The organism is Mycobacterium sp. IDUB_37, from assembly GCF_055419245.1.
Genome location: NZ_JBVAXG010000004.1, coordinates 648,191 through 674,012, shown reverse-complemented (window position 1 = coordinate 674,012; position 25,822 = coordinate 648,191). Strand labels below are relative to the sequence as shown.

The 25,822-nt window shown below is 65.2% G+C and carries 21 protein-coding genes and 1 tRNA gene; 14 read left to right on the top strand and 8 right to left on the bottom strand.

What is annotated here, in order from left to right:
• Nucleotides 1–27: 27 nt before the first annotated feature.
• The gene (locus tag ACZY1I_RS17360) at nt 28–1,086 is read right to left on the bottom strand and encodes a phosphotransferase family protein (RefSeq protein WP_463755663.1); all 1,059 of its coding nucleotides are present in this window, start codon (nt 1,084–1,086) and stop codon (nt 28–30) included.
• Between the two features lie 72 nt (nt 1,087–1,158).
• On the opposite strand from ACZY1I_RS17360, the gene ACZY1I_RS17355 reads away from it, so the two are divergent.
• The 3 genes from ACZY1I_RS17355 (at nt 1,159) to ACZY1I_RS17345 (ending at nt 6,980) form a co-directional block, all read left to right on the top strand.
• A complete protein-coding gene (locus ACZY1I_RS17355) occupies nt 1,159–3,792 on the top strand; it encodes an FAD/NAD(P)-binding protein (protein WP_463755662.1) in 2,634 nt (877 codons plus the stop codon).
• A gap of 589 nt (nt 3,793–4,381) precedes the next feature.
• Nucleotides 4,382–4,777: a hypothetical protein gene (locus ACZY1I_RS17350; protein WP_463755661.1), complete on the top strand. Its 396-nt coding sequence runs from the start codon at nt 4,382–4,384 to the stop codon at nt 4,775–4,777.
• Between the two features lie 262 nt (nt 4,778–5,039).
• Nucleotides 5,040–6,980, top strand: a complete 1,941-nt coding sequence (locus ACZY1I_RS17345) for a PE domain-containing protein (protein WP_463755660.1) — start codon at nt 5,040–5,042, stop codon at nt 6,978–6,980.
• A gap of 576 nt (nt 6,981–7,556) precedes the next feature.
• Here the strand turns inward: ACZY1I_RS17345 and ACZY1I_RS17340 are convergent.
• The 5 genes from ACZY1I_RS17340 to ACZY1I_RS17320 form a co-directional block, all read right to left on the bottom strand.
• Entirely contained in the window at nt 7,557–7,757 is a 201-nt protein-coding gene (locus ACZY1I_RS17340; RefSeq protein ID WP_463755659.1) for a hypothetical protein, read from the bottom strand.
• A gap of 98 nt (nt 7,758–7,855) precedes the next feature.
• A tRNA-Val gene (locus tag ACZY1I_RS17335) sits at nt 7,856–7,930 on the bottom strand.
• Between the two features lie 49 nt (nt 7,931–7,979).
• Entirely contained in the window at nt 7,980–8,441 is a 462-nt protein-coding gene (locus ACZY1I_RS17330; protein ID WP_463755658.1) for a peroxiredoxin, read from the bottom strand.
• Nucleotides 8,441–8,857, bottom strand: a complete 417-nt coding sequence (locus ACZY1I_RS17325) for a DUF3052 domain-containing protein (RefSeq protein ID WP_463755657.1) — start codon at nt 8,855–8,857, stop codon at nt 8,441–8,443. The genes ACZY1I_RS17330 and ACZY1I_RS17325 overlap by 1 nt, the downstream gene beginning before the upstream one ends.
• 87 nt (nt 8,858–8,944) lie before the next feature.
• The gene (locus ACZY1I_RS17320) at nt 8,945–9,529 is read right to left on the bottom strand and encodes a hypothetical protein (RefSeq protein WP_463755656.1); all 585 of its coding nucleotides are present in this window, start codon (nt 9,527–9,529) and stop codon (nt 8,945–8,947) included.
• 180 nt (nt 9,530–9,709) lie between these two features.
• On the opposite strand from ACZY1I_RS17320, the gene aceE reads away from it, so the two are divergent.
• From aceE to ACZY1I_RS17280, 8 genes are all read left to right on the top strand, one after another.
• Nucleotides 9,710–12,499, top strand: coding sequence for a pyruvate dehydrogenase (acetyl-transferring), homodimeric type (gene aceE / locus ACZY1I_RS17315; RefSeq protein WP_463755655.1), 2,790 nt, complete (start codon nt 9,710–9,712; stop codon nt 12,497–12,499).
• A 122-nt stretch (nt 12,500–12,621) separates the two neighbouring features.
• Nucleotides 12,622–13,938 carry a PucR family transcriptional regulator gene (locus tag ACZY1I_RS17310; protein ID WP_463755654.1) on the top strand — a complete coding sequence of 439 codons (1,317 nt, stop codon included), beginning with the start codon at nt 12,622–12,624 and terminating at the stop codon, nt 13,936–13,938.
• A 140-nt stretch (nt 13,939–14,078) separates the two neighbouring features.
• Nucleotides 14,079–14,987, top strand: a complete 909-nt coding sequence (locus tag ACZY1I_RS17305; protein ID WP_463755653.1) for an ACP S-malonyltransferase — start codon at nt 14,079–14,081, stop codon at nt 14,985–14,987.
• Between the two features lie 73 nt (nt 14,988–15,060).
• On the top strand, nt 15,061–15,402 hold the full coding sequence (acpM, locus tag ACZY1I_RS17300; RefSeq protein WP_463755764.1) for a meromycolate extension acyl carrier protein AcpM: 342 nt from the start codon (nt 15,061–15,063) through the stop codon (nt 15,400–15,402).
• Nucleotides 15,399–16,649 carry a 3-oxoacyl-ACP synthase KasA gene (gene kasA, locus ACZY1I_RS17295; protein ID WP_463755652.1) on the top strand — a complete coding sequence of 417 codons (1,251 nt, stop codon included), beginning with the start codon at nt 15,399–15,401 and terminating at the stop codon, nt 16,647–16,649. The genes acpM and kasA overlap by 4 nt, the downstream gene beginning before the upstream one ends.
• An 83-nt stretch (nt 16,650–16,732) precedes the next feature.
• The gene (gene kasB / locus ACZY1I_RS17290; protein WP_463755651.1) at nt 16,733–17,986 is read left to right on the top strand and encodes a 3-oxoacyl-ACP synthase KasB; all 1,254 of its coding nucleotides are present in this window, start codon (nt 16,733–16,735) and stop codon (nt 17,984–17,986) included.
• Nucleotides 17,987–18,056: 70 nt separating this feature from the next.
• Nucleotides 18,057–19,478 carry an acyl-CoA carboxylase subunit beta gene (locus ACZY1I_RS17285; RefSeq protein ID WP_463755650.1) on the top strand — a complete coding sequence of 474 codons (1,422 nt, stop codon included), beginning with the start codon at nt 18,057–18,059 and terminating at the stop codon, nt 19,476–19,478.
• A 131-nt stretch (nt 19,479–19,609) separates the two neighbouring features.
• Nucleotides 19,610–20,488, top strand: a complete 879-nt coding sequence (locus tag ACZY1I_RS17280) for a hypothetical protein (RefSeq protein ID WP_463755649.1) — start codon at nt 19,610–19,612, stop codon at nt 20,486–20,488.
• A gap of 79 nt (nt 20,489–20,567) precedes the next feature.
• Here ACZY1I_RS17280 and ACZY1I_RS17275 read toward each other — a convergent pair whose 3' ends face one another.
• On the bottom strand, nt 20,568–22,103 hold the full coding sequence (locus ACZY1I_RS17275; RefSeq protein ID WP_463755648.1) for a glycerol-3-phosphate dehydrogenase/oxidase: 1,536 nt from the start codon (nt 22,101–22,103) through the stop codon (nt 20,568–20,570).
• Complete coding sequence (locus ACZY1I_RS17270; RefSeq protein ID WP_463755647.1) at nt 22,103–22,675, bottom strand: TetR/AcrR family transcriptional regulator; 573 nt, start codon at nt 22,673–22,675, stop codon at nt 22,103–22,105. Before ACZY1I_RS17270 ends, ACZY1I_RS17275 begins: the two co-directional genes overlap by 1 nt.
• 47 nt (nt 22,676–22,722) lie before the next feature.
• Here ACZY1I_RS17270 and ACZY1I_RS17265 point away from each other — a divergent pair, with 47 nt between their 5' ends.
• The 3 genes from ACZY1I_RS17265 to ACZY1I_RS17255 all read left to right on the top strand — a co-directional run bounded on the left by ACZY1I_RS17265 (nt 22,723) and on the right by ACZY1I_RS17255 (nt 25,814).
• The gene (locus tag ACZY1I_RS17265) at nt 22,723–24,303 is read left to right on the top strand and encodes an FAD-binding oxidoreductase (protein WP_463755646.1); all 1,581 of its coding nucleotides are present in this window, start codon (nt 22,723–22,725) and stop codon (nt 24,301–24,303) included.
• A complete protein-coding gene (locus ACZY1I_RS17260) occupies nt 24,300–25,241 on the top strand; it encodes a diacylglycerol kinase (protein ID WP_463755645.1) in 942 nt (313 codons plus the stop codon). The genes ACZY1I_RS17265 and ACZY1I_RS17260 overlap by 4 nt, the downstream gene beginning before the upstream one ends.
• Nucleotides 25,242–25,325: 84 nt before the next feature.
• Nucleotides 25,326–25,814: an Rv2253 family sensor-like surface protein gene (locus ACZY1I_RS17255; RefSeq protein ID WP_463755644.1), complete on the top strand. Its 489-nt coding sequence runs from the start codon at nt 25,326–25,328 to the stop codon at nt 25,812–25,814.
• The last annotated feature ends 8 nt before the right edge of the window (nt 25,815–25,822 follow it).

The window sequence follows — 25,822 nt, the reverse complement described above, 5'->3', positions numbered from 1 at the left end:
AGGGGGAATATCTTCCGAGTGGGAATATCAGAAGTGTTCTGTCGAGAGAGAATCGGCCGTCACCGCCAAGACGGACGTCGCAATGCGGCTGAATGCGGCGTACTGCGGACCGACGAGCGCCCCGCGTTGATGCAGCACGAACATCTGCTGCCATGCGATCGCGAGCCGGAGTCGACCCAGCGCCAGGTAGAAGCCCACCGGCACCGCTTCGCGCCCTGCGGCGGCAAAGTACCTCGCCGCGAGTGCTTTTCGGTCCGGGAAGCCCGGCTGCAGTGAAGGGGCCAATCGGAGTTCGCGAATGACGTCCGCGTCGTCCGGTTGCGCCCAGTAGGACAGCGTGACGCCGAGATCGAAGAGTGGATCGCCCAGCGTCGACATGTCCCAATCGATCACGGCGGCGGCCGTGCCCGTTTCATCAAAGATCACGTTGTCGAACTTGAAATCGTTGTGCAGCACAGTCGGTTTGATCGACGGCTCTGGCGCTGCGGCGCCCAGCCAGGACACGATGTGCTCGACCGCTGTCGGCGGTGATCCGTCGAATGCATTGTGCGCCCGCCGGTTCCAACCGGAAATCTGTCGTGCGATGAATCCCTCGGGACGCCCGAGGTCACCGAGCTCAGGATGAGTGTCGAGGTCGATCGAGTGCAGTTCGGCGAGCGCGGTCACGAATTCGTCAGCGAGCCGGCCATTGGGGATGCCGGCAAGGTGTTCGGGAATCGTGTCGGACACTACGGTGCCCGGCCGGTATTCGATCAGCTGAAATGGGCTCCCCAGTACCGAGGCGTCCTCGCAGAAAGCCACTGCCTGCGGAGCGCGACGGTAGTGCACATGCAGTCGACTCAGTGCCCGAAACTCGCGCTTCATGTCACTGGCACCCTCGGCCAGTTGTCCGCCCGGCGGCCGGCGCAGAACCACGGGTCGGCCATCGACCGAGATCAGATAGTTCAGGTTCGCCAGACCGTTCGCGAACTGACGGGGCTCGCCCGCGTCGAGCGCCATCCCGCGATCGCCAAGCCAGGCGCCGAGCGCTGCCCAGTTCTGCGGTACCGAGTCGGCGCGAAAACTCTGACCTTCCAGTGCGGTCATCGGGCTCCTTCAAGACAGATCGCTCGCCTCATATGGACACTACGGCCGACCCATAAGAGATAACCTTCCGCTGTGATCCGCGTCGCAATCGTGGGTGGTGGTGCTGCAGGCGTACTCGCCGCGGCACATCTGCGCCGGAGCAAACCAGACTTTCAAATCACGCTGATAGACGCGTCCGGTCACCCCGGCACCGGCGCGGCGTACGGCACCAACGACCCGACCCACTTGTTGAACGTTCCTGCGCATCGCATGTCTGCCTGGCCGGACGATCCCGACCACTTCTGTCGTTGGCTGGACGAACGAGCTGTCGCGCCGGCTGAGAGCTTCGCACCGCGCCTCGCGTACGGCCGCTACCTGCGGGAGCAACTGGCGGGTGCCGCCGTGCGGATCGAGACCGCCGAGGTCGTCGGATTGGTACCCGGCGCGTCAACGCAGGTGAAGCTGAACGACGGACGTTCGTTATCGGCCGACGCCGTTGTGCTTGCGTCTGGGCGCCCCGCGGGTGGCCTGCCCGACTCGTTGGAACGCGCGTTCGCTCCGGTGTTGGCCGCGGGCACTGACGGCAAGGTCGTCGTGGATCCCTGGGGACCCGGCGCGCTCGCGGCTCTTGGTGCGCGTCGGCCCGAGAGCGTCTTGGTGATCGGTTCTGGACTCACGGGCATCGACGTAGCGCTGCATCTGATCGCACGCGGCGCCACGGTGACGATGTTGTCGCGCCACGGCGCACTCCCGCGTCGATTCCGCGACACCGGCGCGCCGACAGAGTTACCTCACCTCGATGCGCTCGGTGACGCGAACACCCTGGATCAGCTGCGTGCCGCACTCGGTGCGGATCTCGCACACGCTCGCGACGCCGGGTTGAACTGGCGACAAGTTATCGACGCAGTGCGGCCACGCACCGCTCGGCTGTGGCGCTCGCTGGGGTGGGAGGACCAACGCCGTCTCCTGCGCGAGGACTTGCGGCAGTGGGAGGTCCTGCGCCACCGGATGCCACCGACGATCGCCACCGCGATTGATGCCGCGATCGGCAGTGGCCAACTGATCATCGAGGCCGGCGAAGTGGCCGATGTATCGCTGCGCGGAGATGGGGTCGAACTGGTCGTGACGACCACCGAGGGATCAGTTCGTCGGCGCGGTGACGCGGTGGTTGGCGCCACCGGGACCGCGTGGGATCGACGGTCCCTGCAACGCTCCCCCCTGTGGGCGAACCTGCTGGCTTCGGGTGTCGCGTCGATGCACCCGTGCGGCATCGGCGTTCGACTCGATACCGACGGCCGCCTCATCGACGAGGGCGGCGCCGTGGTCCAGGGCATCATTTGCATTGGGGCGATCCGTCAGGGCGAGGAGTGGGAGACCACGGCGATCCCCGAGATTCGCGCTCAGGCCGCCGCCACAGCGCAACTGCTGGCCTACGACGTGTGCGAACGTCCGATGAGGGCACCCCGTCTCATCACGACCACCCCAAAAGTGGCCGGTGCCAATGCTTCTTACGCCGAGGGCGTGCGTCGATTGCTGGCCGTCCAGGACGGTGCATCGGTAGCTTTCGCCGCCGCGATCGCGGAAGATCCCGACCACGCGCGTGCGCATGTCGCGCTGGCGATGATTGCCACGGAACGTCCCGACCGGGCCGGCGGTCCCGACGCAGTCAACGGCCACCTGGCGCGAGCCCGGGTTGCGCTCGCACATGGCAGCGAAGAGGACCGCAGCCACGTCGAGGCCATTGCAACATGGTGCGAGAAGGGGAACGCCGCAGGCACCGCCGCACTCATCGACCACCTCGACCGCGTGCCGGATGACCCGGTCGCATTGCTGGTGCTCGCACCGTCGATTGCGTTCGCGGGGGTCGGCGGCGCACTGCCGGACGCCTGGCAGTATGTCGAGCGGTTCACCGGCGTGCACGGCGAGGCGCCCTGGTATCTGGGGTTACGGGCGTACGGGCGAACCGAACAGGGCCTTTGGTATGACGCCGCCGATCTCGCCGATGCCGCGCTCGACCTCGACCCGGGCAACGGCAACGCCGCGCACGCACTGTCCCACGTCCACTACGAGAGCGACGCGCACGGAGCCGGACTGAAATGGCTAACGGAATGGATCGCCGGTCACGGCAGCACGCAGCGTTACGTCCCGCACTTTCAGTGGCATGCCGCGCTGCACGAACTCGCCATGGGCAATGCCGCTGCGGCGGCGCGCCGGTACGCATCGTCTCTCGCGCCGCCCCATTCCAGGGACGTGCGCTGTTTGGTCGATGCGGGTTCACTTGCCTGGCGGGCGCGCCTGCACCCGGACTGGGTGACTCCGCCGGATCCGATGCCGATACTCGCCGAGGTCGGCTCGCTTGCCTACGCACCGAAAACACCGTTCATGGCATTTCACGCGCTGCTTCTCTTGGCGGCGGCGAACGACCCGGCCGCGATCCGCGCGATCAGTGTTCCCGACGCGACCAACGAACAGGCAACTACGTTGCGCCTGATCGGTGAAGGCTTCATCGCGTTGACAGCGGGTGAGCCGCGCGCCGCGCTCGACTATCTCCTCGAATCGCTTTCCGGGCTTCCATCGATCGGCGGCAGCCGCGTGCAACAGGAAGTGGTCCTCGAGACGGCATTGGCCGCGATGCTCCGACTCGGAGCACCGGGTCAAGCAGCGCGACTCTTGTCGCGACATCGCACCGCGCCCGGCCCGCAGGTAACCCGCGGCGCCGTTAATTGACCCAGCACTGAATATGCGCACGCCGGGTTCGTCGCCGCGCCAGATCAGCATCGTCGTGCTGGTTATGCCAACCACTTAGTCGATGTTGCAGTTTATGGATATATTGTTCTTCTTAACGAAATTCCGACGATCGTTCGTATTTGCCGAGTCGTTTGGCATGGCGCCGAGGCCCACGTGCCGACTTCTTTAAGTCGTGACCGAGTTAGTTGAGTGGTCTCGGATGCCCAGTTTGATCGCAGCGCCTAAGACTTTGTTGGCTGCGGCCTCAGACCTTACCGGCATCGGTCGCTAGTGGAAGTCCAATGCGGCTGCTGCGGTCCCGACGAAAGGCCTATTGGCCGCGGCTGGGGATGAGCGTCAGCGGCTGTTGCGGCAACGTTCGATTCCCATGGGTGGAGTATCGAGCGGTCAGTGCGCAAGCAGCAGCGTTCCAGAATTGCTTTTTGGCGGCTTGTCGGCTGGTGCTGGGTCGTATGCGCGCTGACGGAGGCGGCTGCTGCCTCGCCGTTTCAGCAGTTCATCGGTTTCATCAACTCGCCGACGAATTTCTTGTTCGGGCGCCCGTTGATCGGGCAACGTCGCGGACGGGGTGGATGGGACCGGCGGCGCCAGCGGTGCGGGTGGCCACCTGGTTGGCGACGGCGGAAAGGCCGGTTCAGATGCGGCTGGCCGGGTGATCTTCGGCGGTGGCGGCACCGGCGGGTCCGGCGGGGCGAACCTCGCCGCCAATATCGGCGGCACTGGCGGTGGTGGCGGCGGCGGCAACTCGAAAGGCATTTTCGGCATCAGCGGGAATGGCGATGCCGGCGGCACCGGTACGCCCGGCGGCACCGGTGGCGACGCCGGCCCCGGTGGCGCTGCGGGCCTCTTCGGCCAGGATGGCGCACCCGGCCCGCACGGCTGGCCTCTTGTCGCCCCCTCCCCGCATCTCGACACCGACTCCGTACCGAGTACTCCAGGTCTGCGCGACGGGCTCAACACATGACTTTAGTACGACATTTGGCGTTCGGCAGGATATTTGATCTGCAAGTAAGCGCGTTTTTATACGATTTGAATTCGCTGAATGCGATAAGAACTACTAGCAATATCTCGGATCAGGTATTTAACTAATGGGAAAGTTTTTGAGCGATTCAATTTCAGCCGAACTGAGTCAGAACATTTGACAGAAGGTGGTTTGCTCCCGCCTCAATCGGGCTGTCGTCTTTAGCTGCTGAGTCATGTGTCGTGGGCCGTACTGGAGGACAGCGATGTCATATCTGATCGCAGCACCAGACTTGATGGCCACCGCGGCCGCGGATATGGCCGGCATCGGAGCGTCGCTGAACGCGGCACATGCCGCGGCCGCGACCCCGACCACAGCGCTGGTGTCCGCCGCTGGCGATGAGGTGTCGGCGGCGATTGCGGCGCTGTTCTCCGGCCACGGCCAGGAGTATCAGACGCTCAACGCGCGAGCGGCCGCATTTCATGCCCAGTTCATGCAGGCCTTGAACGGCGCGGGCAGCGCATATGCGGCCGCTGAGGCGGCCAATGCCTCGCCGCTGCAGCCGCTCGAGGACGCGATTCTGGGTGTGATCAACGCGCCCACCAACCTGCTGCTGGGGCGCCCGCTGATCGGTGACGGCACCAACGGGGCGCCCGGCACCGGGCAGGCCGGCGGGGCGGGCGGGATCTTGTGGGGCAACGGCGGTGCCGGCGGCTCTGGTGCCCCGGGGCAGGCCGGCGGCCGCGGTGGTGATGCCGGATTGTTCGGGAAGGGCGGGATCGGCGGAGCCGGCGGGGCGGGTGTAACCGGCACGGTCGGCCAGGCGAGCACCGCGGGTGGCGCTGGCGGCCAGGGTGGTGCCGGTGGTGTCGGCGGTCCGGGCGGTGCCGGCGGCCACGGCGGGATGTTGTTCGGCAATGGTGGGGCCGGCGGGGTTGGGGGGGCCGGCGGCAGGGGCGGCACCGGCGGCCTGGGTGGTGCCGGTGTGGGCGTGGATGCAGTCGGCGGCATTGGTGGCAGCGGCGGCAACGGCGGTGACGCCGGCCCCGGCGGCAGCGGCGGGGCCGCGGGCATGGTGGGGACCGCCGGGCCCACGGGTGCAGCGGGCACCGGCGGCACCGGCGGCACCGGCGGCACCGGCGGCGCCGGCGGCGGCGGCGCGCCAGGGTCCCCGGGCACCGTGGGCCATCCCGGCGATACCGGCGGAGCAGGCGGGGACGGCGATACCAACGGCGCAGGCGGCCTCGGCGGCACCGGGGGCGGAGGCGGGCAAGGCGGCACAGGTCACGTCGATCACGGCGGTGGTGGTGCGGCACTCCCGGCTGGTGACCCGACGCAGTGGACGGCGGTTTCCTTGCAGGCGATGAAAGACGCTGGCATGACGTGGATTCGGATAGAGATCGGCTGGCAGGCTGTTGAATGGTCGCAGGGCACCTTGGACTGGTCCTATATCGACCCGATGGTGGATCTGGCGCAGGAGTATGGGTTCAAGATCGTTGGGCTGGTCACCTACGCCCCAGACTGGGCTACCACGGGTAACACCCCCACTATGCACGGAGCGCCTACTGATCCGGCTCAATTCGCTGAGTTCGCATCCGCAGCGGCCACCCACTATCAGGGCAAGATCAGCACATGGGAAGTGTGGAACGAACCCAACATTCGCGAGTTCTGGGGACCAACACCAGAAGTCGCTGGTTATGCCACGTTGCTGGAGCTTAGCTACCAGGCAATCAAAGCCGTCGACCCGAGTTCTTTTGTGTTGTCTGGGGGATTATCGAGTGCGGGACAGATCTCGCCATTGGATTTTGTGGAGGGGCTCAACGCGGTTGGGGCAAACAAGTACCTGGATGGTGTTGCGCTGCACCCGTATACATTCCCAGAGTTACCCAGTGTGGCTGGGCTACAGTCGATTACGTCCGTTTATGATGTCATGCAAAAACCGGTTTGGCTGACTGAGTTCGGCGCGCCCACTGGCACAGCGCCCTACGCCTCAGTCAGTGCCGCCGACCAAGCCACGGCCGTGGCTCAAGTTCTGGCGTGGGAGAAAACCACCCCGTGGGCCGGACCGGTGTTCTTCTACGACATGGTCGATGCTGGCACCGACCTGAACGACATCATGGACAACTTTGGGCTGCTCGACGCTGCGGGTAACCCGAAACCTGCGTATCAAGCTGTGAAAGACGCTCTAGCCGCCATCTTGAAATAAGGCTTGCACAGCCCCGCGTTTTGCTCTATCCGCTTGCAGCACCTCGACACCCCGAACCTCGACGAGTTGCTGACACTGCGCCTGTACAGCGAACGAATCCCCCAGCGCGCCAAGCGCGGAAACCGTTCCGCCGCGGCGCTGGCCTACCTGCGGGCGCGCCCAACGGCGCCGGGTATTCCGAGCTGTTCAGCACCTTCGGCGAGCCCGGCATCAAAGCGAAGCGCGAAAGACTGGCGTTCGGCCCGACATGGATCGACACAGGCCTCATTGGGATCAATGAGGATGGCTCTCCGATTCGGCCCGAGACCGTGCTCCAAGGCGTTCCGCCGCCACTGCACAGCAGCGAGCTCGCCGGCGGATGCTCGACAGCGGCACCACGTTGTCGGCGACGGCGAAGTGGCTGGACCACGATCCGGCGATGACACTCCGGGTCTACGGCCACGTGTACGAAGACGCTCTGGCATCGAATCGGCGGGCGACGTGCTTCTCGGCGGGATATCCCCCGCCGACGGAAGCGTTGATTACAGCCCGCCAATCTCACGGTAGGCCGCCAAACGCGCAGTGTCGGTAGTCGTGTCATGCGGTGCCGCCCCGGGAGAGAGCGGCCTTCGGGTTCTCTTCGCCCGGCTTCCTTGAGCGCAAGGGCGCCCGCCAGGTGGCTCGGTCAATGCGTCGGAGGATGCCCGACAACCAGCTGTGCTCGTTGATGGGCCACAGCCGCTCCTTGGCCCCGGTCAGCTCGAATACGTTTGGGACGAAGTCCTGCGTTCCGTTCACCTGCGCCGGGTCCCGGCACTTAGTTGGCGCACTCTTGGCACGACGGGGGTTGCCCTCAAGCCAAATCAACTCAGTATGCCGCTGACATGCGTAAACACTGGTGGGCGCGGACGGTATCGAACCGCCGACCGCTGGTGTGTAAAACCAGAGCTCTACCACTGAGCTACGCGCCCTTTTGCCCCGGCGCAGGTTACACGCCGAAAGGCCAACCACCCAAAACGCTCAGGCCTTCAGCGCCGCCAACGCATCGACCCACATCTTCTGATCGCGGGGCTCACCAGGCCCTTTCATCTCAGCGAACTGGATGACTCCGGACCGATCGACCACGAAAGTACCGCGGTTCGCGATGCCGACTGCGTCGTTGAACACTCCGTATGCCTGGCTGACCGCACCGTGCGGCCAGAAGTCCGAGAGCACCGGAAACAGGAACCCGCTCTGAGTCGCCCAGATCTTGTGCGTAGGGGGCGGCCCCACCGAGATGGCCAGCGCCGCGCTGTCGTCGTTCTCGAACTGCGGTAGGTGATCACGCAGCAGGTCGAGCTCACCCTGACAGATCCCGGTAAATGCCAGCGGGAAGAACACCAGCAGCACGTTCTTGGCCCCTCGGTAGCTGCTGAGCGTGACGGGCTGCTGGTTCTGGTCTCGCAGCGTGAAGTCGGGGGCGATAGCTCCGACGTCAAGCATCAGCGCTTCCCGGCCCGCGACTTCGGCTGAACCAATCGGCTGGCACTCCAGTTGCCCAAATTCACCGACGACGTGGGCATCAGCCCCGCAGTGGGGGCCGCCTCGGCGATATCGGCCGGCGCCACATGCCCTCGCCGACCGGTCTTTGGCGTCAACACCCAGATCACGCCGTCCTCGGCGAGCGGGGTAATCGCGTCCATCAACGTGTCGACCAGGTCCCCGTCGCCGTCGCGCCACCACAGCAGCACCACGTCGACTACCTCATCGGTATCCTCGTCGAGAAGCTCGCTGCCGCAGGCATCCTCGACGTCCCCCCGGATTTCGTCGTCGGTGTCCTCGTCCCAGCCCCACTCCTGGACGACTTGGTCCCGTTCAACGCCCAATTTTCGAGCGTAGGCGCGATCCGCCGCGACCAACTTGAATCCTCCCTTAACCAACCGTACGAGTAGCGATTGACGCTATCGTCGCACAGGCGGTAGCCAGCTTCATACGAAGATTGCTCATCAGCCCATGCACAACTTCAGTGCTTTGGTCTTGGCGTCATTGAGCCGATCGACCCGCTTATTGAATTCGCCCGTCGGCGCGTGGGTGCCGATGGCGTTCGCCACCTGCCGCGCCGCGTCGTTATAGGTGTCAAAAGCCTGACGCATCTGACCCGGGATGGCGTCGCTGTAGCTGCTCTCCACGGCGGTGGCGCTGGCATTGAGCGCGTCGATCGCGGGACGTTCGGCCGGCGCCGTGCTCTTGCCGGCGTTGAATGCCGCGACGAAGGCGTTCACCTTGTCGATGGCTTCTTTGCTCGTGGTCGCCAGCGCGTCGCACGACGTCCGGATTGCCTTGGTGGTCAGCGATTGCTGACGCTGCGATTCCTTGACGCTGGACGTCACCGACGATGCCGACACCGATGCCGAGACCGACGACCGGTACGCCGGGGCCACGCTGGTGTCGGGCCCGGCGATACCGTCGGTGACCTTCGTACACCCCACGATTCCCATCACCAGCACCGCAACACATCCCAGAGCCGTGGCACCGCGCTTGGGAAACTCCCCCACGCGCCGGCGAGGGACGGCACGCCATCCGATGAGCACGGGCGTGACGTTACCGGGTCGCGATCCCATCTGCCCCACAAGTCCCGACTTCGGTGTGCCAAGAAGTGCGGGTCGAAGCAACAAATGGACTGGACCGCGCCTATCCGCCGGGTACTCCGGTGCGGCACGATAGGGGTGCGATCGATTGAGAGCCACCCTGCCAACTACAGGAGTAGTGCGTTGACCACTGAGTTCTCCCGCAACGATCTGGCCAGAACCCAAAGCAGCACAAGCGAACCCGACCGCGTTCGGGTGATTCGCGAAGGTGTGGCGTCCTATCTGCCTGACATCGATCCCGAGGAAACGTCGGAGTGGCTGGAGTCGTTCGACGAGTTGCTGGCGCGCTCCGGGCCCGCGCGGGCGCGGTATTTGATGCTGAGAATGCTGGAACGGGCGGGCGAGCAGCGGGTCGTTATCCCGGCGCTGACGTCGACCGACTACGTCAACACCATCCCCACCGAGTTGGAACCGTGGTTTCCCGGCGACGAGGACGTCGAACGTCGCTACCGGACCTGGATCCGGTGGAACGCGGCCATCATGGTGCACCGCGCGCAGCGACCCGGTGTCGGCGTCGGCGGCCACATCTCGACGTATGCGTCGTCGGCGGCCCTCTATGAGGTCGGGTTCAACCACTTCTTCCGCGGCAAATCACACCCTGGCGGCGGCGACCACGTCTACATCCAGGGCCACGCCTCCCCTGGCATCTACGCGCGCGCCTTCCTTGAAGGCCGGTTGACCAGCGACCGTCTGGACGGATTCCGCCAGGAACACAGCCACGCCGGCGGCGGCCTGCCGTCGTACCCACACCCCCGGCTCATGCCGGACTTCTGGGAATTCCCCACTGTGTCGATGGGCCTGGGTCCGATGAACGCCATCTACCAGGCGCGGTTCAACCACTACCTGCACGACCGCGGCATCAAGGACACCTCCGACCAGCACGTCTGGGCGTTCCTGGGCGACGGCGAGATGGACGAGCCGGAGAGCCGTGGGCTGATCCAGGTAGCCGCCAACGATGCCCTGGACAACCTGACCTTCGTGATCAACTGCAACCTGCAACGCCTCGACGGCCCGGTACGCGGCAACGGCAAGATCATCCAGGAGCTGGAGTCGTTCTTCCGCGGCGCCGGCTGGAACGTCATCAAGGTGGTCTGGGGCCGCGAGTGGGACGCTCTGCTGCACGCCGACCGGGATGGCGCGCTGGTCAACCTGATGAACACCACCCCGGACGGCGACTACCAGACCTATAAGGCCAACGACGGCGCCTATGTGCGCGACCACTTCTTCGGCCGCGACCCGCGCACCAAGGCGCTGGTGGAGAAGATGAGCGACTCCGAGATCTGGAATCTCAAGCGTGGCGGGCACGACTATCGCAAGGTCTATGCCGCCTACCGCGACGCGACCGCCCACAAGGGCCAGCCGACGGTGATCCTGGCCAAGACCATCAAGGGCTACTCGCTGGGCGCCCACTTCCAGGGCCGCAACGCAACGCACCAGATGAAGAAGCTGGCGGCCGACGACCTCAAGCACTTCCGGGACGCCATGCGGATTCCGATCAGCGACGCCCAACTCGAGGAAGACCCCTATCTGCCGCCGTACTACCACCCCGGGCCGGACGCCCCGGAGATCCGTTACCTGCTCGACCGGCGCCGCGCCCTCGGCGGCTTCCTCCCCGAGCGCCGGACCAAGGCCAAGGTGCTGAAGCTACCCGGCCGCGACACCTACAAGGCGCTGAAGAAGGGGTCGGGCAACCAGGAGGTAGCCACCACCATGGCGCTGGTGCGCACCTTCAAAGAACTGCTGAGGGATAAGGAAATCGGCAAGCGGATCGTCCCGATCATTCCGGACGAGGCGCGCACCTTCGGGATGGACTCGTGGTTCCCGTCGCTCAAGATCTACAACCGCAACGGGCAGCTGTACACCGCTGTCGACGCCGAGTTGATGCTGGCGTACAAGGAAAGCGCAATCGGGCAGATCCTGCACGAGGGCATCAACGAGGCCGGGTCGATGGGTTCGTTCACCGCGGTCGGCACGTCGTATTCCACCCACAACGAGCCGATGATCCCGCTCTACATCTTCTATTCGATGTTCGGGTTCCAGCGCACCGGCGACAGCTTGTGGGCCGCGGCCGACCAGATGGCCCGCGGCTTCGTGCTGGGCGCCACCGCCGGCCGGACCACGCTGGTCGGTGAGGGCCTGCAGCACGCCGACGGGCATTCGTTGCTGTTGGCGGCCACCAATCCGGCAGTGGTGTCCTACGATCCGTCGTTCGCCTACGAAGTCGCGTACATCATCGAAAGCGGCCTGGAGCGGATGTTCGGGAAGAACCCGGAGAACATCTACTTCTACATCACCCTCTACAACGAGCCCTACCGCCAGCCGCCGGAGCCGGAGAACTTCGACCCCGAGGGCCTGCTGCGCGGCATCTATCGCTACCGGGTGGCCAAGCAGAAGCGATCCAATACGGCGCAGATCCTGGTCTCCGGGGTCTCGATGCCCTCGGCGCTCAAGGCAGCCGACATGCTGGCAGAAACCTGGGACGTGTCCGCGGACGTGTGGTCGGTGACCAGTTGGGGCGAACTGAACCGCGACGGTGTGGCCATCGAGAGGGAGAGGCTGCGCCACCCGGACGAGACGCCGGGCGAGCCGTACATCACGACGGTCCTCAAAGACACCAGTGGCCCGGTGGTCGCGGTGTCGGACTGGATGCGCGCGGTTCCCGAGCAGATCCGGCCGTGGGTGCCGAACACCTACGTCACGCTGGGTACCGACGGCTTCGGCTTCTCCGACACCCGGCCCGCCGCGCGGCGCTACTTCAACACCGACGCCGAATCGCTGGTCGTCGCGGTGCTCGAGGCGCTGGCCCGCGACGGTGAGATCGACCCTTCGGTGGCCGTCGCGGCAGCGCGCGAGTTGAAGATCGACGACGTCCAGGCCGCACCGGAGCAGACCTCCGACCCCGGCGTGGCCTGACACTGCCTGCCTTGCACCGAACGTGAAGCTGGTTTCACGCTCGGCACCGAACGTGAAGCTGGCTCACAATCGCGCCGCTCCCTTTGGAAGAACCTTCCAGAAATTGGGCGTAGCTTTTAGGAGTGACCGACAACAAGGCGCAGCTGGCGCGTCTCAAATCTCCACTCGAGATGCTCGACGCCGTGCCCGACTCGCTGCTGCGGCGGCTGAAGCAGTATTCGGGCCGACTTTCCACCGAGGCCGTCTCGGCGATGCAGGAACGGCTGCCGTTCTTCGGTGACCTGGAAGCCTCCCAGCGCGCCAGCGTGGCGCTGGTGGTGCAGACAGCGGTGGTCAACTTCGTCGAGTGGATGCAGGACCCCCACAGCAATGTCAGCTACACCGCGCAGGCTTTCGAGCTGGTGCCCCAGGACCTGACGCGACGCATCGCGCTGCGCCACACCGTGGACATGGTCCGGACCACCATGGAGTACTTCGAAGAGGTGGTGCCGCTGCTGGCGCGCTCCGAAGAGCAGCTGACCGCGCTGACAGTGGGCATCTTGAAGTACAGCCGCGACCTGGCGTTCACTGCCGCCACCGCCTACGCCGATGCCGCGGAGGCCCGAGGCGCCTGGGACAGCCGGATGGAGGCCAGCGTCGTCGACGCCGTCGTCCGCGGCGACACCGGTCCGGAACTGCTGTCCAGGGCGGCCGCGCTGAACTGGGACACCACCGCGCCGGCAACGGTCGTGGTGGGCACCCCGGCGCCCAACCGCGACGGCGAGGCCACCGAGAACAGCAGCGAGCGGGCCAGTCAGGTCGTCCGCGACATCGCCGCCCGGCACGGCAGGGCGGCCCTGACCGACGTGCACGGCACCTGGTTGGTGGCCATCGTCTCCGGCCAGCTGTCACCGACCGACAAATTCTTGAAGGACATCCTGGGGGCATTTGCCGACAATCCAGTGGTCATCGGCCCCACGGCGCCCATGCTGAGCGCGGCCTATCACAGCGCCAGCGAGGCGATCTCCGGGATGAACGCGGTGGCAGGCTGGCGTGGCGCTCCGCGACCGGTTCAGGCCAGGGAACTACTCCCGGAACGGGCCCTGATGGGCGACGCCTCGGCGATCGTGGCGCTGCACACCGATGTCATGCAGCCACTCGCGGATGCGGGTCCCACACTGCTCGAAACCTTAAATGCTTTCTTAGACTCTGGCGGCGCGATTGAGGCTTGTGCCAGGAAGTTGTTCGTTCATCCAAACACCGTGCGGTACCGGCTGAAGCGGATCGCCGAGTTCACCGGGCGTGACCCCACCGAGCCGCGGGACGCGTATGTGCTGCGAGTGGCGGCGACGGTGGGTCAACTCAACTACCCGACACACCCTTCAGGGGTCGGCAACAATCAGGTCTCAGGGCTTCCGCTGCCGGTCAGAGGCGGTACGGTAGGCCCGTCGGGGCGATAGTGATTTATATGACAGATCGCGGCCGGATCTCAAACATGTAGCTTACGGAGCTGTTTTGTAGGAAGTCTACAAAAACTTAAGACGAGGTTCATAATCTGTTACACCCCGCAAACCCGTCTTCACAGTGTTCTCTTAGACACGTGATTGCATTGCTTGCGCCCGGACAGGGTTCCCAGAGCGAAGGAATGCTGTCGCCGTGGCTGGAACTGCCCGGCGCGGCAGACCAGATCGCCGCATGGTCTCAGGCTAGCGGCCTGGACTTGGCACGACTGGGTACCACCGCATCGATCGAAGAGATCACCGACACCGCGATCGCCCAGCCGTTGATCGTCGCTGCCACCTTGCTCGCCCACCAGGAGTTGACCAAGAGGGGCTTGTTGTCAGGACGCGAGGTAATCGTGGCCGGGCACTCCGTCGGCGAGATCGCGGCCTACGCAATCGCCGGCGTGCTCGGCAGCGATGACGCCGTCATGCTGGCCGCCACCCGTGGTGCCGAGATGGCCAAGGCCTGCGCCGCCGAGCCCACCGGCATGTCCGCGCTGCTCGGTGGAGAAGAGGCCGAGGTGCTGAACCGCCTCGAGCAACTCGACCTGGTGCCCGCCAACCGCAACGCCGCCGGCCAGATTGTCGCCGCGGGCCGGTTGACCGCGTTGGAAAAGCTCGCCGAGGACCCGCCCGCCCGGGCCCGCGTTCGCGCATTGGGTGTGGCCGGTGCTTTCCACACCGAGTTCATGGCTCCCGCGCTGGCCGGCTACTCCGCAGCGGCAGCCGGTATCGCGACCGCCGAGCCCACCGCAACCCTGTTGTCGAATTTCGACGGCAAGCCGGTGACTTCCGCCGCCGCGGCGATGGAGTCCCTGGTTTCTCAGCTGACCCGGCCGGTGCGCTGGGATCTGTGCACCGCGACGCTGCGTGAGCACAACATCGAGGCGATCGTGGAGTTCCCGCCCGCGGGCACACTCACCGGTATCGCCAAACGCGAACTTCGGGGGGTTCCGACGCGCGCCGTCAAGTCACCCGCAGATCTGGACGAGCTGGCCAGTCTTTAACTGCAACTCGAGCCGGAATCACTAAAAGTACGTCAAATCGGTTTGTACACAACATGTTATGAAGGGAAATACTGTGGCCGTCAGTCAAGAAGAAATCATCGCCGGTATCGCCGAAATCATCGAAGAGGTCACCGGTATCGAGCCGTCCGAGGTCACCCCGGAGAAGTCGTTCGTTGACGACCTGGACATCGACTCGCTGTCGATGGTTGAGATCGCCGTTCAGACCGAGGACAAGTACGGCGTGAAGATCCCGGACGAGGACCTCGCTGGTCTGCGTACCGTCGGCGACGTCGTCTCCTACATCCAGAAGCTCGAGGAAGAGAACCCCGAGGCTGCTGAGGCACTGCGCTCCAAGCTCGTCACCGAGAACCCCGAGGCCGCTGCCAACGTTCAGTCGAGGCTGGAAAGCAAGTGACCAAGCCTTCCACTGCTAATGGCGGTTACCCCAGCGTTGTGGTAACTGCCGTCGCGGCGACGACATCGCTCGCGCCGGACATCGAGAGCACGTGGAAGGGCTTGTTAGCCGGCGAAAGCGGCATCCGTGTGCTCGAAGACGACTTCGTCACCAAGTGGGATCTGCCCGTCCGAATCGGCGGGCACCTCAAGGAGGCGTTCGACGACCACATGGGCAGGCTCGACATGCGCCGCATGTCCTATGTCCAGCGGATGAGCAAGTGGCTCAGCACGCAGTTGTGGGAGAACGCTGGCGCCCCCGAGGTCGATCCCGACCGGTTCTCTGTTGTCGTCGGCACCGGACTCGGTGGCGCCGAGCGGATCGTGGAGAGCTACGACCTGATGAACGAGGGCGGCCCCCGCAAGGTGTCGCCGCTCGCCGTTCAGATGATCATGCCCAACGGCGCCGCGGCGGTCGTGGGTCTGCAACTCGGCGCCCGCGCCGGGGTTATCACCCCGGTGTCGGCCTGTTCCTCGGGCTCTGAGGCCATCGCTCACGCGTGGCGTCAGATCGTCATGGGTGATGCAGACTTTGCCGTTTGCGGTGGCGTTGAGGGCCCCATCGAGGCGCTGCCCATCGCGGCGTTCTCGATGATGCGGGCCATGTCGACTCGCAACGACGAGCCAGAGCGCGCGTCGCGACCGTTCGATAAGGACCGTGACGGCTTCGTGTTCGGCGAGGCCGGGTCGCTCATGATCATCGAGACCGAGGAGCACGCCAAGGCACGCGGCGCCAAGCCGCTGGCCAGGTTGATGGGCGCCGGTATCACCTCGGACGCCTTCCACATGGTGGCGCCCGCGGCCGACGGCGCACGTGCCGGTCGGGCGATGCTTCGGGCAATGGAGCTGGCGGGCTTGTCCCCCAAGGACATTGACCACGTCAACGCTCACGGAACGGCGACACCCATCGGCGACGCTGCCGAGGCCAACGCCCTTCGGGTCGCTGGTTGCGAGGGTGCCGCGGTCTACGCACCGAAGTCGGCGCTTGGCCACTCCATCGGTGCGGTGGGCGCGCTCGAATCTGCTCTAACGGTGCTGGCCCTTCGGGACGGAGTCATTCCACCGACGCTTAATTACGAGACCCCGGACCCTGAGATCGAACTTGATGTTGTCTCTGGTGAGCCTCGCTATGGCGAGTTCAACTACGCGATCAACAACTCGTTCGGGTTCGGCGGCCACAATGTGGCACTCGCCTTCGGGCGTTACTGAGGCTAGACGGTGGTGACCCGCTTCGACCGGCATTGCCGGCCTCGCGATCACCACGACGTACGGAAGGAATGTTCGTAAACGCCATGACAGAGTTGGTTACCGGGAAAGCATTCCCGAATGTGGTCGTCACCGGCATCGCCGCGACGACCGCGCTGGCAACCGACGCCGACAACACCTTCAAGTTGTTGCTCGACGGCCAGTCCGGGATCCGCACGCTCGATGACCCGTTTGTGGAGGAGTTCGGCCTGCCGGTCCACATCGGCGGTCACCTGTTGGAGGAGTTCGACCACCATCTCACGCGAGTCGAGTTGCGTCGGACGGGCTACCTGCAGCGGATGTCCACGATTATGGGCCGGCGGGTGTGGGAGAACGCCGGTTCGCCCGAGGTGGACACCAATCGGTTGATGGTGTCCATCGGGACCGGCCTCGGCTCAGCCGAAGAACTCGTCTTCAACTACGACGCCATGCGCGCGAAGGGTTTCCGAGCGATCTCCCCGCTCACCGTGCAGAAGTACATGCCCAACGGCGCTGCCGCGGCAGTCGGTCTGGAACGCCACGCCAAGGCCGGTGTCATCACACCGATCTCGGCGTGCGCTTCTGGCGCCGAGGGTGTCGCTCACGCGTGGCAGCAAATCGTGCTCGGCGAGGCCGACATCGCGATCTGCGGCGGCGTCGAGACAAAGATTGAGGCGGTGCCCATCGCCGGGTTCGCCAATATGCGAATCGTGATGTCCACCAACAACGATGACCCCGCCGGTGCGTGTCGTCCGTTCGACAAGGACCGCGACGGCTTCGTGTTCGGCGAGGCTGCCGCTCTGATGGTGATCGAAACCGAGGAGCACGCGAAGGCCCGTGGCGCGAACATCATCGCGCGGATCATGGGAGCAAGCATCACCTCGGACGGCTTCCACATGGTGGCGCCCGACCCCAACGGTGTCCGCGCGGGGCACGCGATCTCGCGGGCAATCCAGCTGGCGGGTCTGACCCCCACTGACATCGACCACGTCAATGCCCACGCCACCGGCACCCAGGTTGGTGACGTGGCGGAAGGCAGGGCGATCAACAACGCGATGGGCAGTCACCGCCCCGCGGTGTACGCCCCGAAATCTGCGCTCGGCCACTCCGTCGGTGCGGTCGGTGCGTTGGAGTCGATCCTGACCGTGCTCGCGTTGCGGGACCAGATCGTCCCGCCGACACTTAACCTGGTGAACCTCGATCCAGAAATCGACCTGGATGTGGTGGCAGGCAAGCCGCGACCTGGCAAATACGACTACGCGATCAACAACTCATTCGGTTTCGGCGGCCACAACGTGGCCATCGCCTTTGGGCGGTACTAGGAAAACGCAAGAGAAACCCAAGAACCGTCGGATAAACCCAGAGCATCACTGCCGAACAAGGAGATCTGCGATGACAATCATGGCCCCTGAGGCGGTTGGCGAGTCGCTCGACCCCCGCGATCCGCTACTGCGCCTGAGCAACTTTTTCGACAACGACAGCCTGGCATTGCTGCACGAGCGTGACCGCTCCGGAGTGCTCGCTGCGTCGGGCACCGTTAACGGCGTGCGGACCATCGCTTTCTGCACAGACGGCACCGTCATGGGTGGCGCCATGGGCACTGAAGGCTGCCAGCACATCGTCAACGCCTACGACACCGCCATCGAGGAGCAGAGCCCGATCGTGGGCATCTGGCACTCCGGCGGCGCTCGGCTCGCCGAGGGCGTTCGGGCGTTGCACGCGGTCGGCACGGTGTTCGAGGCAATGATCCGCGCGTCCGGCTACATCCCGCAGATATCGGTGGTCGTCGGCTTCGCCGCCGGCGGCGCCGCCTACGGACCGGCGCTGACCGACGTTGTCATCATGGCGCCGGAGGGTCGGGTGTTCGTCACCGGACCGGACGTCGTCCGCAGCGTCACCGGCGAGGACGTCGACATGGCGTCGCTCGGTGGCCCGGAGACCCATCACAAGAAGTCCGGCGTGTGCCACATCGTCGCCGACGACGAACTCGACGCCTATGAGCGCAGCCGCCGTCTGGTCGGATTGTTCTGCCAGCAAGGTCATTTCGACCGCAGCAAGGCCGAAGCCGGCGACACCGACATCCGGGCGCTGCTGCCCGAATCCGCACGTCGTGCCTACGACGTGCACCCGATCGTCGAAGCGATCCTGGACGGGGACACCCCGTTCGACGAGTTCCAGGCCAAGTGGGCGCCGTCGATGGTGGTCGGGCTTGGCCGGTTGTCCGGTCGCACGGTCGGCGTGATCGCCAACAACCCACTGCGGCTGGGCGGTTGCCTGAACTCCGAAAGTGCCGAGAAGTCAGCGCGTTTCGTGCGCCTGTGCGACGCGTTCGGGATCCCGCTGGTGGTCGTCGTCGACGTGCCCGGCTACCTGCCGGGTGTCGACCAGGAGTGGGGCGGTGTGGTGCGGCGCGGCGCCAAGCTGCTGCACGCATTCGGTGAATGCAGCGTGCCCCGGGTGACGCTGGTGACGCGAAAGATTTACGGCGGGGCCTACATTGCGATGAACTCCCGCTCGCTGAATGCGACCAAAGTGTTCGCCTGGCCGGACGCCGAGGTTGCGGTGATGGGCGCCAAAGCGGCCGTCGGCATCCTGCACAAGCGCAAGCTGGCCGCCGCGCCCGAGCATGAGCGCGAGGCGCTGCACGAGGAGCTCGCCGCCGAGCACGAGCGCATCGCCGGTGGCGTGGACAGCGCCATCGAGATCGGTGTGGTCGACGAGAAGATCGACCCTGCGCACACCCGCAGCAAGCTGACCGAAGCGTTGGCTCAGGCGCCCGCCCGTCGCGGCCGCCACAAGAACATCCCGCTGTAAGGGTCACCCCCTTACCGCGAGCAGACGCAAACTCGCACGTTTCAACATCGAAACGTGCGAGTTTGCGTCTGCTCACCACTTATCCCCAGCACTGATTAGCCTCGTCGGATCGGTCAGTAGATGCTTTCGCAGTGCATGCCGATGCCACCACGCTGCTAGAGCAAGCCGGCGGATTTGCCACCACCGCGCAGCTGCTGACTGTCATGACTCGCCAGCAGCTCGACGTCCAAGTCAAGGCCGGCGCCCTGGTCCGCGTGTGGCACGGCGTGTACGCAGCAGAGCAGCCAGATCTGTTGGGCCGCTTGGCTGCTCTCGATTCCTTCATGGGCCAGAAGGCTGTTGCGTGCCTGGGAACGGCCGCCGCGCTGTATGGGTTCGACACTGAGAACACTTCTGCCATTCACGTACTTGACCCCGGCGTTCGTATGCGCCCCACAACCGGCTTGTTGGTGCACCAACGTGTCGGAGCTCGGCTACAGGTGGTCCAGGAACGGCTCGCCACAGCACCCGCTTGGACAGCGGTCGAGGTTGCACGGCAGTTGCGCCGTCCGCGGGCGCTCGCCACCCTTGACGCGGCCCTGCATTCAATGCAGTGCAACCGCAACGAAATTGAATGTGCCGTCGCCGAACAGCGTGGCCGTCGCGGCATCGTCGCAGTGCGTGACCTTCTACCTTTTGCAGATGCGCTTGCGGAATCTGCAATGGAGAGCGAAGCGCGACTTGTCATGATCGATAACGGGCTTCCGACTCCCGAACTCCAGTATCCGATCTGCTGCCCGGACGGCACCGTGTACCGCGTCGACTTCGCGTGGCCTGAATTTCGTCTGGTCGCAGAATACGAGAGCATCCAATGGCATGCTGGGCGCGACGAGATGCTTCGCGACAAAGCACGGTTGGCGGCCATCCAAGAACTCGGATGGATAGTTATCCCGATCGTGGTTTACGACGTCCGGCGTGAACCCGCACGCCTGGCTCAACGGATCGCCCATCACATGAACCGCACCCGATAACCACGCCCCCGCGAGCAGACGCAAACTCGCACGATTTCGCTCGAAATTGTGCGAGTTTGCGTCTGCTCACCCAACCCGACTAGACCCCCGCGAGGAACTCCTCGGCCACGCTGACCACCCGCTCGCGGTCCCGCGCCACCAGGCCGATGCGGGTGCGGCGATCGAGTATGTCGCCGACATCCAGTGCGCCCTCATGGGTGACGGCGTACTCGAACTCGGCCCGGGTCACGTCGATGCCATCGGCGACCTGGTCGGTCGGCCGCTCACACGTGGCGGAGGCAACGACCGTCGACGCCTCGGCGCCGTAGCGCGCCACCAGGGAATCCGGCAAGCCGGCACCCGGTCCGGCGGCGGGTCCTGGATTCGCCGCCGCCCCGATCAGCGGCAGATTGCGGGTACGGCAGTCCGCGGCGTGCAGACTTCGTACCTCGATGGCTCGGTTCAGTACATCCTCTGCCATGTAACGGTATTCGGTGAGCTTGCCACCCACCACGCTGATCACGCCCGTCGGTGACTCGAAGATCGCGTGGTCGCGTGACACATCAGCGGTACGGCCCTCACCCGTGTCGATCAGCGGCCGCAACCCGGCATAGGAGCCGATCACGTCTGAGGCCGCCACGGTGGTTCCCAGCGCGGTATTCACCGTGTCGAGCAGGAACGAGATCTCTTCCGAAGATGGTTCCGGCACATCGGGAATCGGGCCGGGCGCGTCCTCGTCGGTCAGTCCGAGGTAGATCCGGCCGAGTTGTTCAGGCATGGCGAAGACAAACCTGTTGAGCTCACCCGGAATCGGAATGGTCAGCGCCGCAGTCGGATTGCCGAATGCGCTGGCATCGAAAACCAAATGCGTTCCGCGGCTTGGCCGCAACTTCAGCGCCGGGTCGATGTCCCCGCCCCACACTCCCGCGGCGCTGATGACCGCGCCGGCCTTCACGTCGAATGACTCGCCGCTGCGCTGGTCGGTCAATCGCACCGAATTGGCGGTCGCCTCCGATGCGGCGACGTAGGTGAGGATCCGCGCGCCGTGTTGAGCAGCGGTACGCGCAACTGCCGTCACCAACCGCGCGTCGTCGATCAGCTGCCCGTCGTAATTCAAAAAGCCACCTGCCAGACCTTCGCGCTGAACGGTCGGCGCCATCTCCACCACCCGACGCGCCGAAATCCAACGGGACCGCGGCAACGTCGAAGACGACGTGCCCGCCATCACCCGCAACGCGTCGCCGGCCAGAAATCCGACGCGCACCAACCCACGCTTGACGTGGTTCATCGACGGCAACAACGGAACCAATTGCGGCATTGCAGAGACGAGGTGAGGTGCGTTGCGCTGCATCAGGATTCCGCGTTCGATGGCACTGCGCCGGGCGATACCGACATTGCCGCTGGCCAGGTAGCGCAGCCCGCCGTGCACCAGTTTGGAACTCCACCGACTGGTACCGAAGGCCAGGTCGTGTTTCTCCACCAGAGCCGTACGCAAGCCTCGAGACGCGGCGTCCAGCGCGATGCCGGCGCCGGTGATGCCGCCGCCGATCACGATGACGTCCAGCGGTTCACCGTCGGCCAGCGCCTGCAGGTCGGCGGTGCGTCGCGCGGCGTTGAGAGTCGTGGAGTGGTCCATCAGGACAGGTATCCGTTCAGCGAGTAGGAGAGTTGGGTGGCGAGCGCCTCGTCGTCGAGGATCGGTTTGACGATGTCGGCGGACTGAATTGTCGACTGCGCAATCAGCAGAACCATGGTGGCGAGTTGACGGGGGTCACCGGCCCGTACGCTGCCCGACTTTTGCGCCTCCTCCAGCCGGGCTACCAGCCCTTCGATCAGGATCAGTTGGCTCGCCCCGAGGCGCTCGGTGATGTAGACGCGGGCCAATTCCGAATGCATCACCGACCTGATCAGATCGTCGTCGCGCAACCGATTGGCCACCGCAACTATCTGTCGCACCAGCGCCTCTCGATCGTTTCCGTCGAAGGGCGCGTCGCGCATCGCGTCGGTGACGTGGTTGGTCAACAGGGTCGACATGATCGATTGCGTGTCCGGCCATCTCCGATAGATCGTCGGGCGACTCACGCCCGCGCGACGAGCGATCTCAGCCAGCGTCACCCGGTCGGCGCCGTAATCCACCACACAACTCGCCGCCGCAGCAAGTATGCGATCCCCGGTATCCGAAGATGGTTCATTACTCATTGACAGCATATGTAATACTGTAACGCATGACGCATCCTGATGAATACCTTCCGCCAATGAAATGGAACGCGTGGGGCGACCCGGCCGCCGCCAAGCCGTTGTCCGACGGAATCCGTACTCTGCTCAAGCAGGTTGTCGGACTTGAAGATTCGGATGAAGACGAGCTTCAGATCGACCAGGTGCAACTGCGTCCGTCGACATTGTCAGAAGCCGATCAGGAGGGTCTGACCAAGATCGTCGGCACCGAGTTCTTCCGCACCGCGGACCGCGACAGGGTGCTGCGGGCCGGCGGCAAGTCCACTCCCGACATGCTGCGCCGCAAGGACCGAGGCGTCCAGGATGCGCCCGACGCCGTGCTGTTGCCCGGTGACGACGAGACGGTCGCCGAGATTCTGCGCTACTGCTCCGATCACGGCATCGCGGTGGTCCCCTTCGGCGGCGGCACCAACGTCACCGGCGGGCTGGATCCCACTCGTGGCCAGTTCAACGCGGTGATCTCGCTCGATCTGCGTCGTTTCGACCAATTACATTCCCTGGACAAGGATTCGGGCATCGCCGAACTCGGCGGCGGCGTCACCGGACCGGAAGCCGAACGCCTACTCGGTGAACAGGGCTTCTCGCTTGGCCACTTCCCGCAGAGCTTCGAGTACGCCACCATCGGCGGCTTCGCGGCCACCCGCTCGTCGGGCCAAGACTCCGCCGGCTACGGCCGGTTCAACGAGATGATCATCGGGCTCACCATGGTCACGCCGGTCGGCGTGTGGGACCTAGGCCGGGTCGCGGCGTCTGCGGCCGGTCCAGACCTGCGCCAGGTGGCGATCGGCTCGGAAGGAACCTTGGGCGTCATCACCAAGGTGCGGCTTCGCGTGCACCCGGTTCCGGAGACGACGAGCTATGAGGCGTGGTCTTTCCCCGACTTCGCGACCGGGGCCGCGGCCCTGCGTGCGGTGACCCAGGCCGGTACCGGCCCCACCGTCGTGCGGCTTTCCGACGAGGTCGAGAGCGGTGTCAATCTGGCAACCCACGAGACGATCGGCGAAGAGCAAAGCGCCGGTGGATGTTTGGGCCTGACGGTATTCGAGGGCACCAAGGAACACACCGAGAGCAGGCACGCCGAGACCCGCGCGCTACTCGAGGCGCACGGCGGTAGGTCCCTGGGCGAAGGGCCCGCAAAGACCTGGGAGCACGGCAGATTCAGCGCGCCCTATCTCCGCGACTCGTTGCTGGCCGCCGGCGCATTGTGCGAGACGCTGGAGACCGCGACCCATTGGTCCAACATCGGCGCGCTCAAGGCCGCCGTCACCGAGGCGCTGACCACCTCGTTGGCCGAATCCGGAACTCCTGCGTTGGTGATGTGCCATGTCTCGCACGTCTACCCGACCGGTGCGTCCCTGTACTTCACCGTGGTCGCCGGCCAGCGCGGCAACGCACTCGAGCAGTGGTGGGCAGCCAAGAAGGCCGCCTGTGACGCGATCATGGCCACCGGCGGAACCATCACCCACCATCACGCGGTCGGCGCCGACCACCGCGCCTGGATGCGCGACGAGATCGGCGACCTGGGCGTGCAGGTGCTGCGTGCGGTCAAGGCGACACTGGATCCTGCCGGAATTCTCAACCCCGGCAAGCTGATTCCGTGACCAGAGAAAATCCGGCTACCGGACGGACGGGCCAGCGCGAGATCACGAAGGTCACCGCCTTGACCAATCCCCTGTCGGGACACGGTGCCGCGGTCGAGGCAGCGCAACGTGCGATCGCGCGGTTGCACCACCGCGGTGTGGAAGTCATCGAGATCGTGGGTGAAAACGCCGAAGACGCCCGCTATCTGCTGGCGGCCGCAGTGGAAAAGGGTACCGACGCGGTCGTCGTCACCGGCGGCGACGGCGTCATCACCAACGCGCTGCAGGTGTTGGCGGGCAGCGATGTCCCGCTGGGGATCATCCCGGCAGGCACCGGCAACGATCACGCTCGCGAGTTCGGCATTCCCACAAAGGATCCCGAGGCAGCCGCGGACATCGTGGTGGACGGCTGGTCAGAAACCATTGACTTGGGCCGCATCAAGGACCGCACGGGGTACACGAAGTGGTTCGGCACGGTGGCGGCAACAGGATTCGATTCACTGGTGACCGATCGGGCCAATCGGATGAGCTGGCCACACGGAAAGGCCCGGTATTACGTAGCGATGCTCGCCGAGCTGTCGCAGCTGCGGTTGCTGCCGTTCCGCCTGATGCTCGACGGAAAGCAGGAGATCGAAACCGATCTCACGATGACGGCCTTTGGCAACACCCGCAGCTACGGCGGCGGGATGCTGGTCTGTCCGAACGCCGACCGCACCGATGGCCTGCTCGACCTCACCATGGTCAAGTCGGAATCCCGGACGAAGCTGATCCGCTTCTTCCCCAAAGTCATCGACGGCACGCACGTCGGACTCGACGAAGTCACCACCGCACGCGCCAGGACCATCGAAGTCGAGTGCCCCGGGATCAACGTGTACGCCGACGGCGACTACGCCTGCCCGTTGCCGGCCGAGATCTCCGCGGTGCCCGCCGCCCTGCAGGTGCTGCGCCCCAGTTTGTAACGACCCGGTGACCGATCGCGACATTCATGCCAGACCCACTCGAAATCGGGAGGCATTGGGATGGTGTCGCGTCTTGCTAGGACCGTGTCGGTTGCTTCGGCAGCTGCATCCATAGGCGCATCGCTGTGCCTGACTCCGATCGCCCAGGCCAGCGAGGTGGCCTCGTGGAACGGGCCGTACCTGATGGTGCTCTCGACCAACGCCAAGTCCGGCACCAGCATCGCCGCGGGTCAGAACGAACCTGCCCACCGGACCAACGTTTCGCTCAGCTCGAGCTGCAACGCCGGCGTCTGCGTGGCGACTGTCAACAACCCCGCGCCGCCCAAGAACCAATCCATGCCGTCCGCAATCGAATTCACCTGGAACGGCGCCCAATGGGTGCGCGAGATGACGTGGAAGTGGGACTGCCTGCTGCCCGACGGCACCATGGAATACGCGCCGGCCAAGTCGATAACCGTTTACACGCCGGGCCAGTACGGAATCCTCACCGGCGTCTTCCACACCGACATCGCAAGCGGCGCGTGCCAGGGCAACGTCGATATACCGGTGTCGGCCAAGCCGATTCAGCCTTGACGGTCGAG

Bases quoted from the DNA above. Each gene is read 5' to 3' on its own strand.
- ACZY1I_RS17275 (WP_463755648.1), bottom strand. From the start codon at position 22,103: ATGGACCACTCCACGACTCTCAACGCCGCGCGACGCACCGCCGACCTG.
- ACZY1I_RS17270 (WP_463755647.1), bottom strand. From the start codon at position 22,675: ATGCTGTCAATGAGTAATGAACCATCTTCGGATACCGGGGATCGCATA.
- kasB (WP_463755651.1), top strand. From the start codon at position 16,733: ATGACAGAGTTGGTTACCGGGAAAGCATTCCCGAATGTGGTCGTCACC.
- ACZY1I_RS17265 (WP_463755646.1), top strand. From the start codon at position 22,723: ATGAAATGGAACGCGTGGGGCGACCCGGCCGCCGCCAAGCCGTTGTCC.
- ACZY1I_RS17360 (WP_463755663.1), bottom strand. From the start codon at position 1,086: ATGACCGCACTGGAAGGTCAGAGTTTTCGCGCCGACTCGGTACCGCAG.
- ACZY1I_RS17345 (WP_463755660.1), top strand. From the start codon at position 5,040: ATGTCATATCTGATCGCAGCACCAGACTTGATGGCCACCGCGGCCGCG.
- ACZY1I_RS17330 (WP_463755658.1), bottom strand. From the start codon at position 8,441: ATGCTTGACGTCGGAGCTATCGCCCCCGACTTCACGCTGCGAGACCAG.
- ACZY1I_RS17285 (WP_463755650.1), top strand. From the start codon at position 18,057: ATGACAATCATGGCCCCTGAGGCGGTTGGCGAGTCGCTCGACCCCCGC.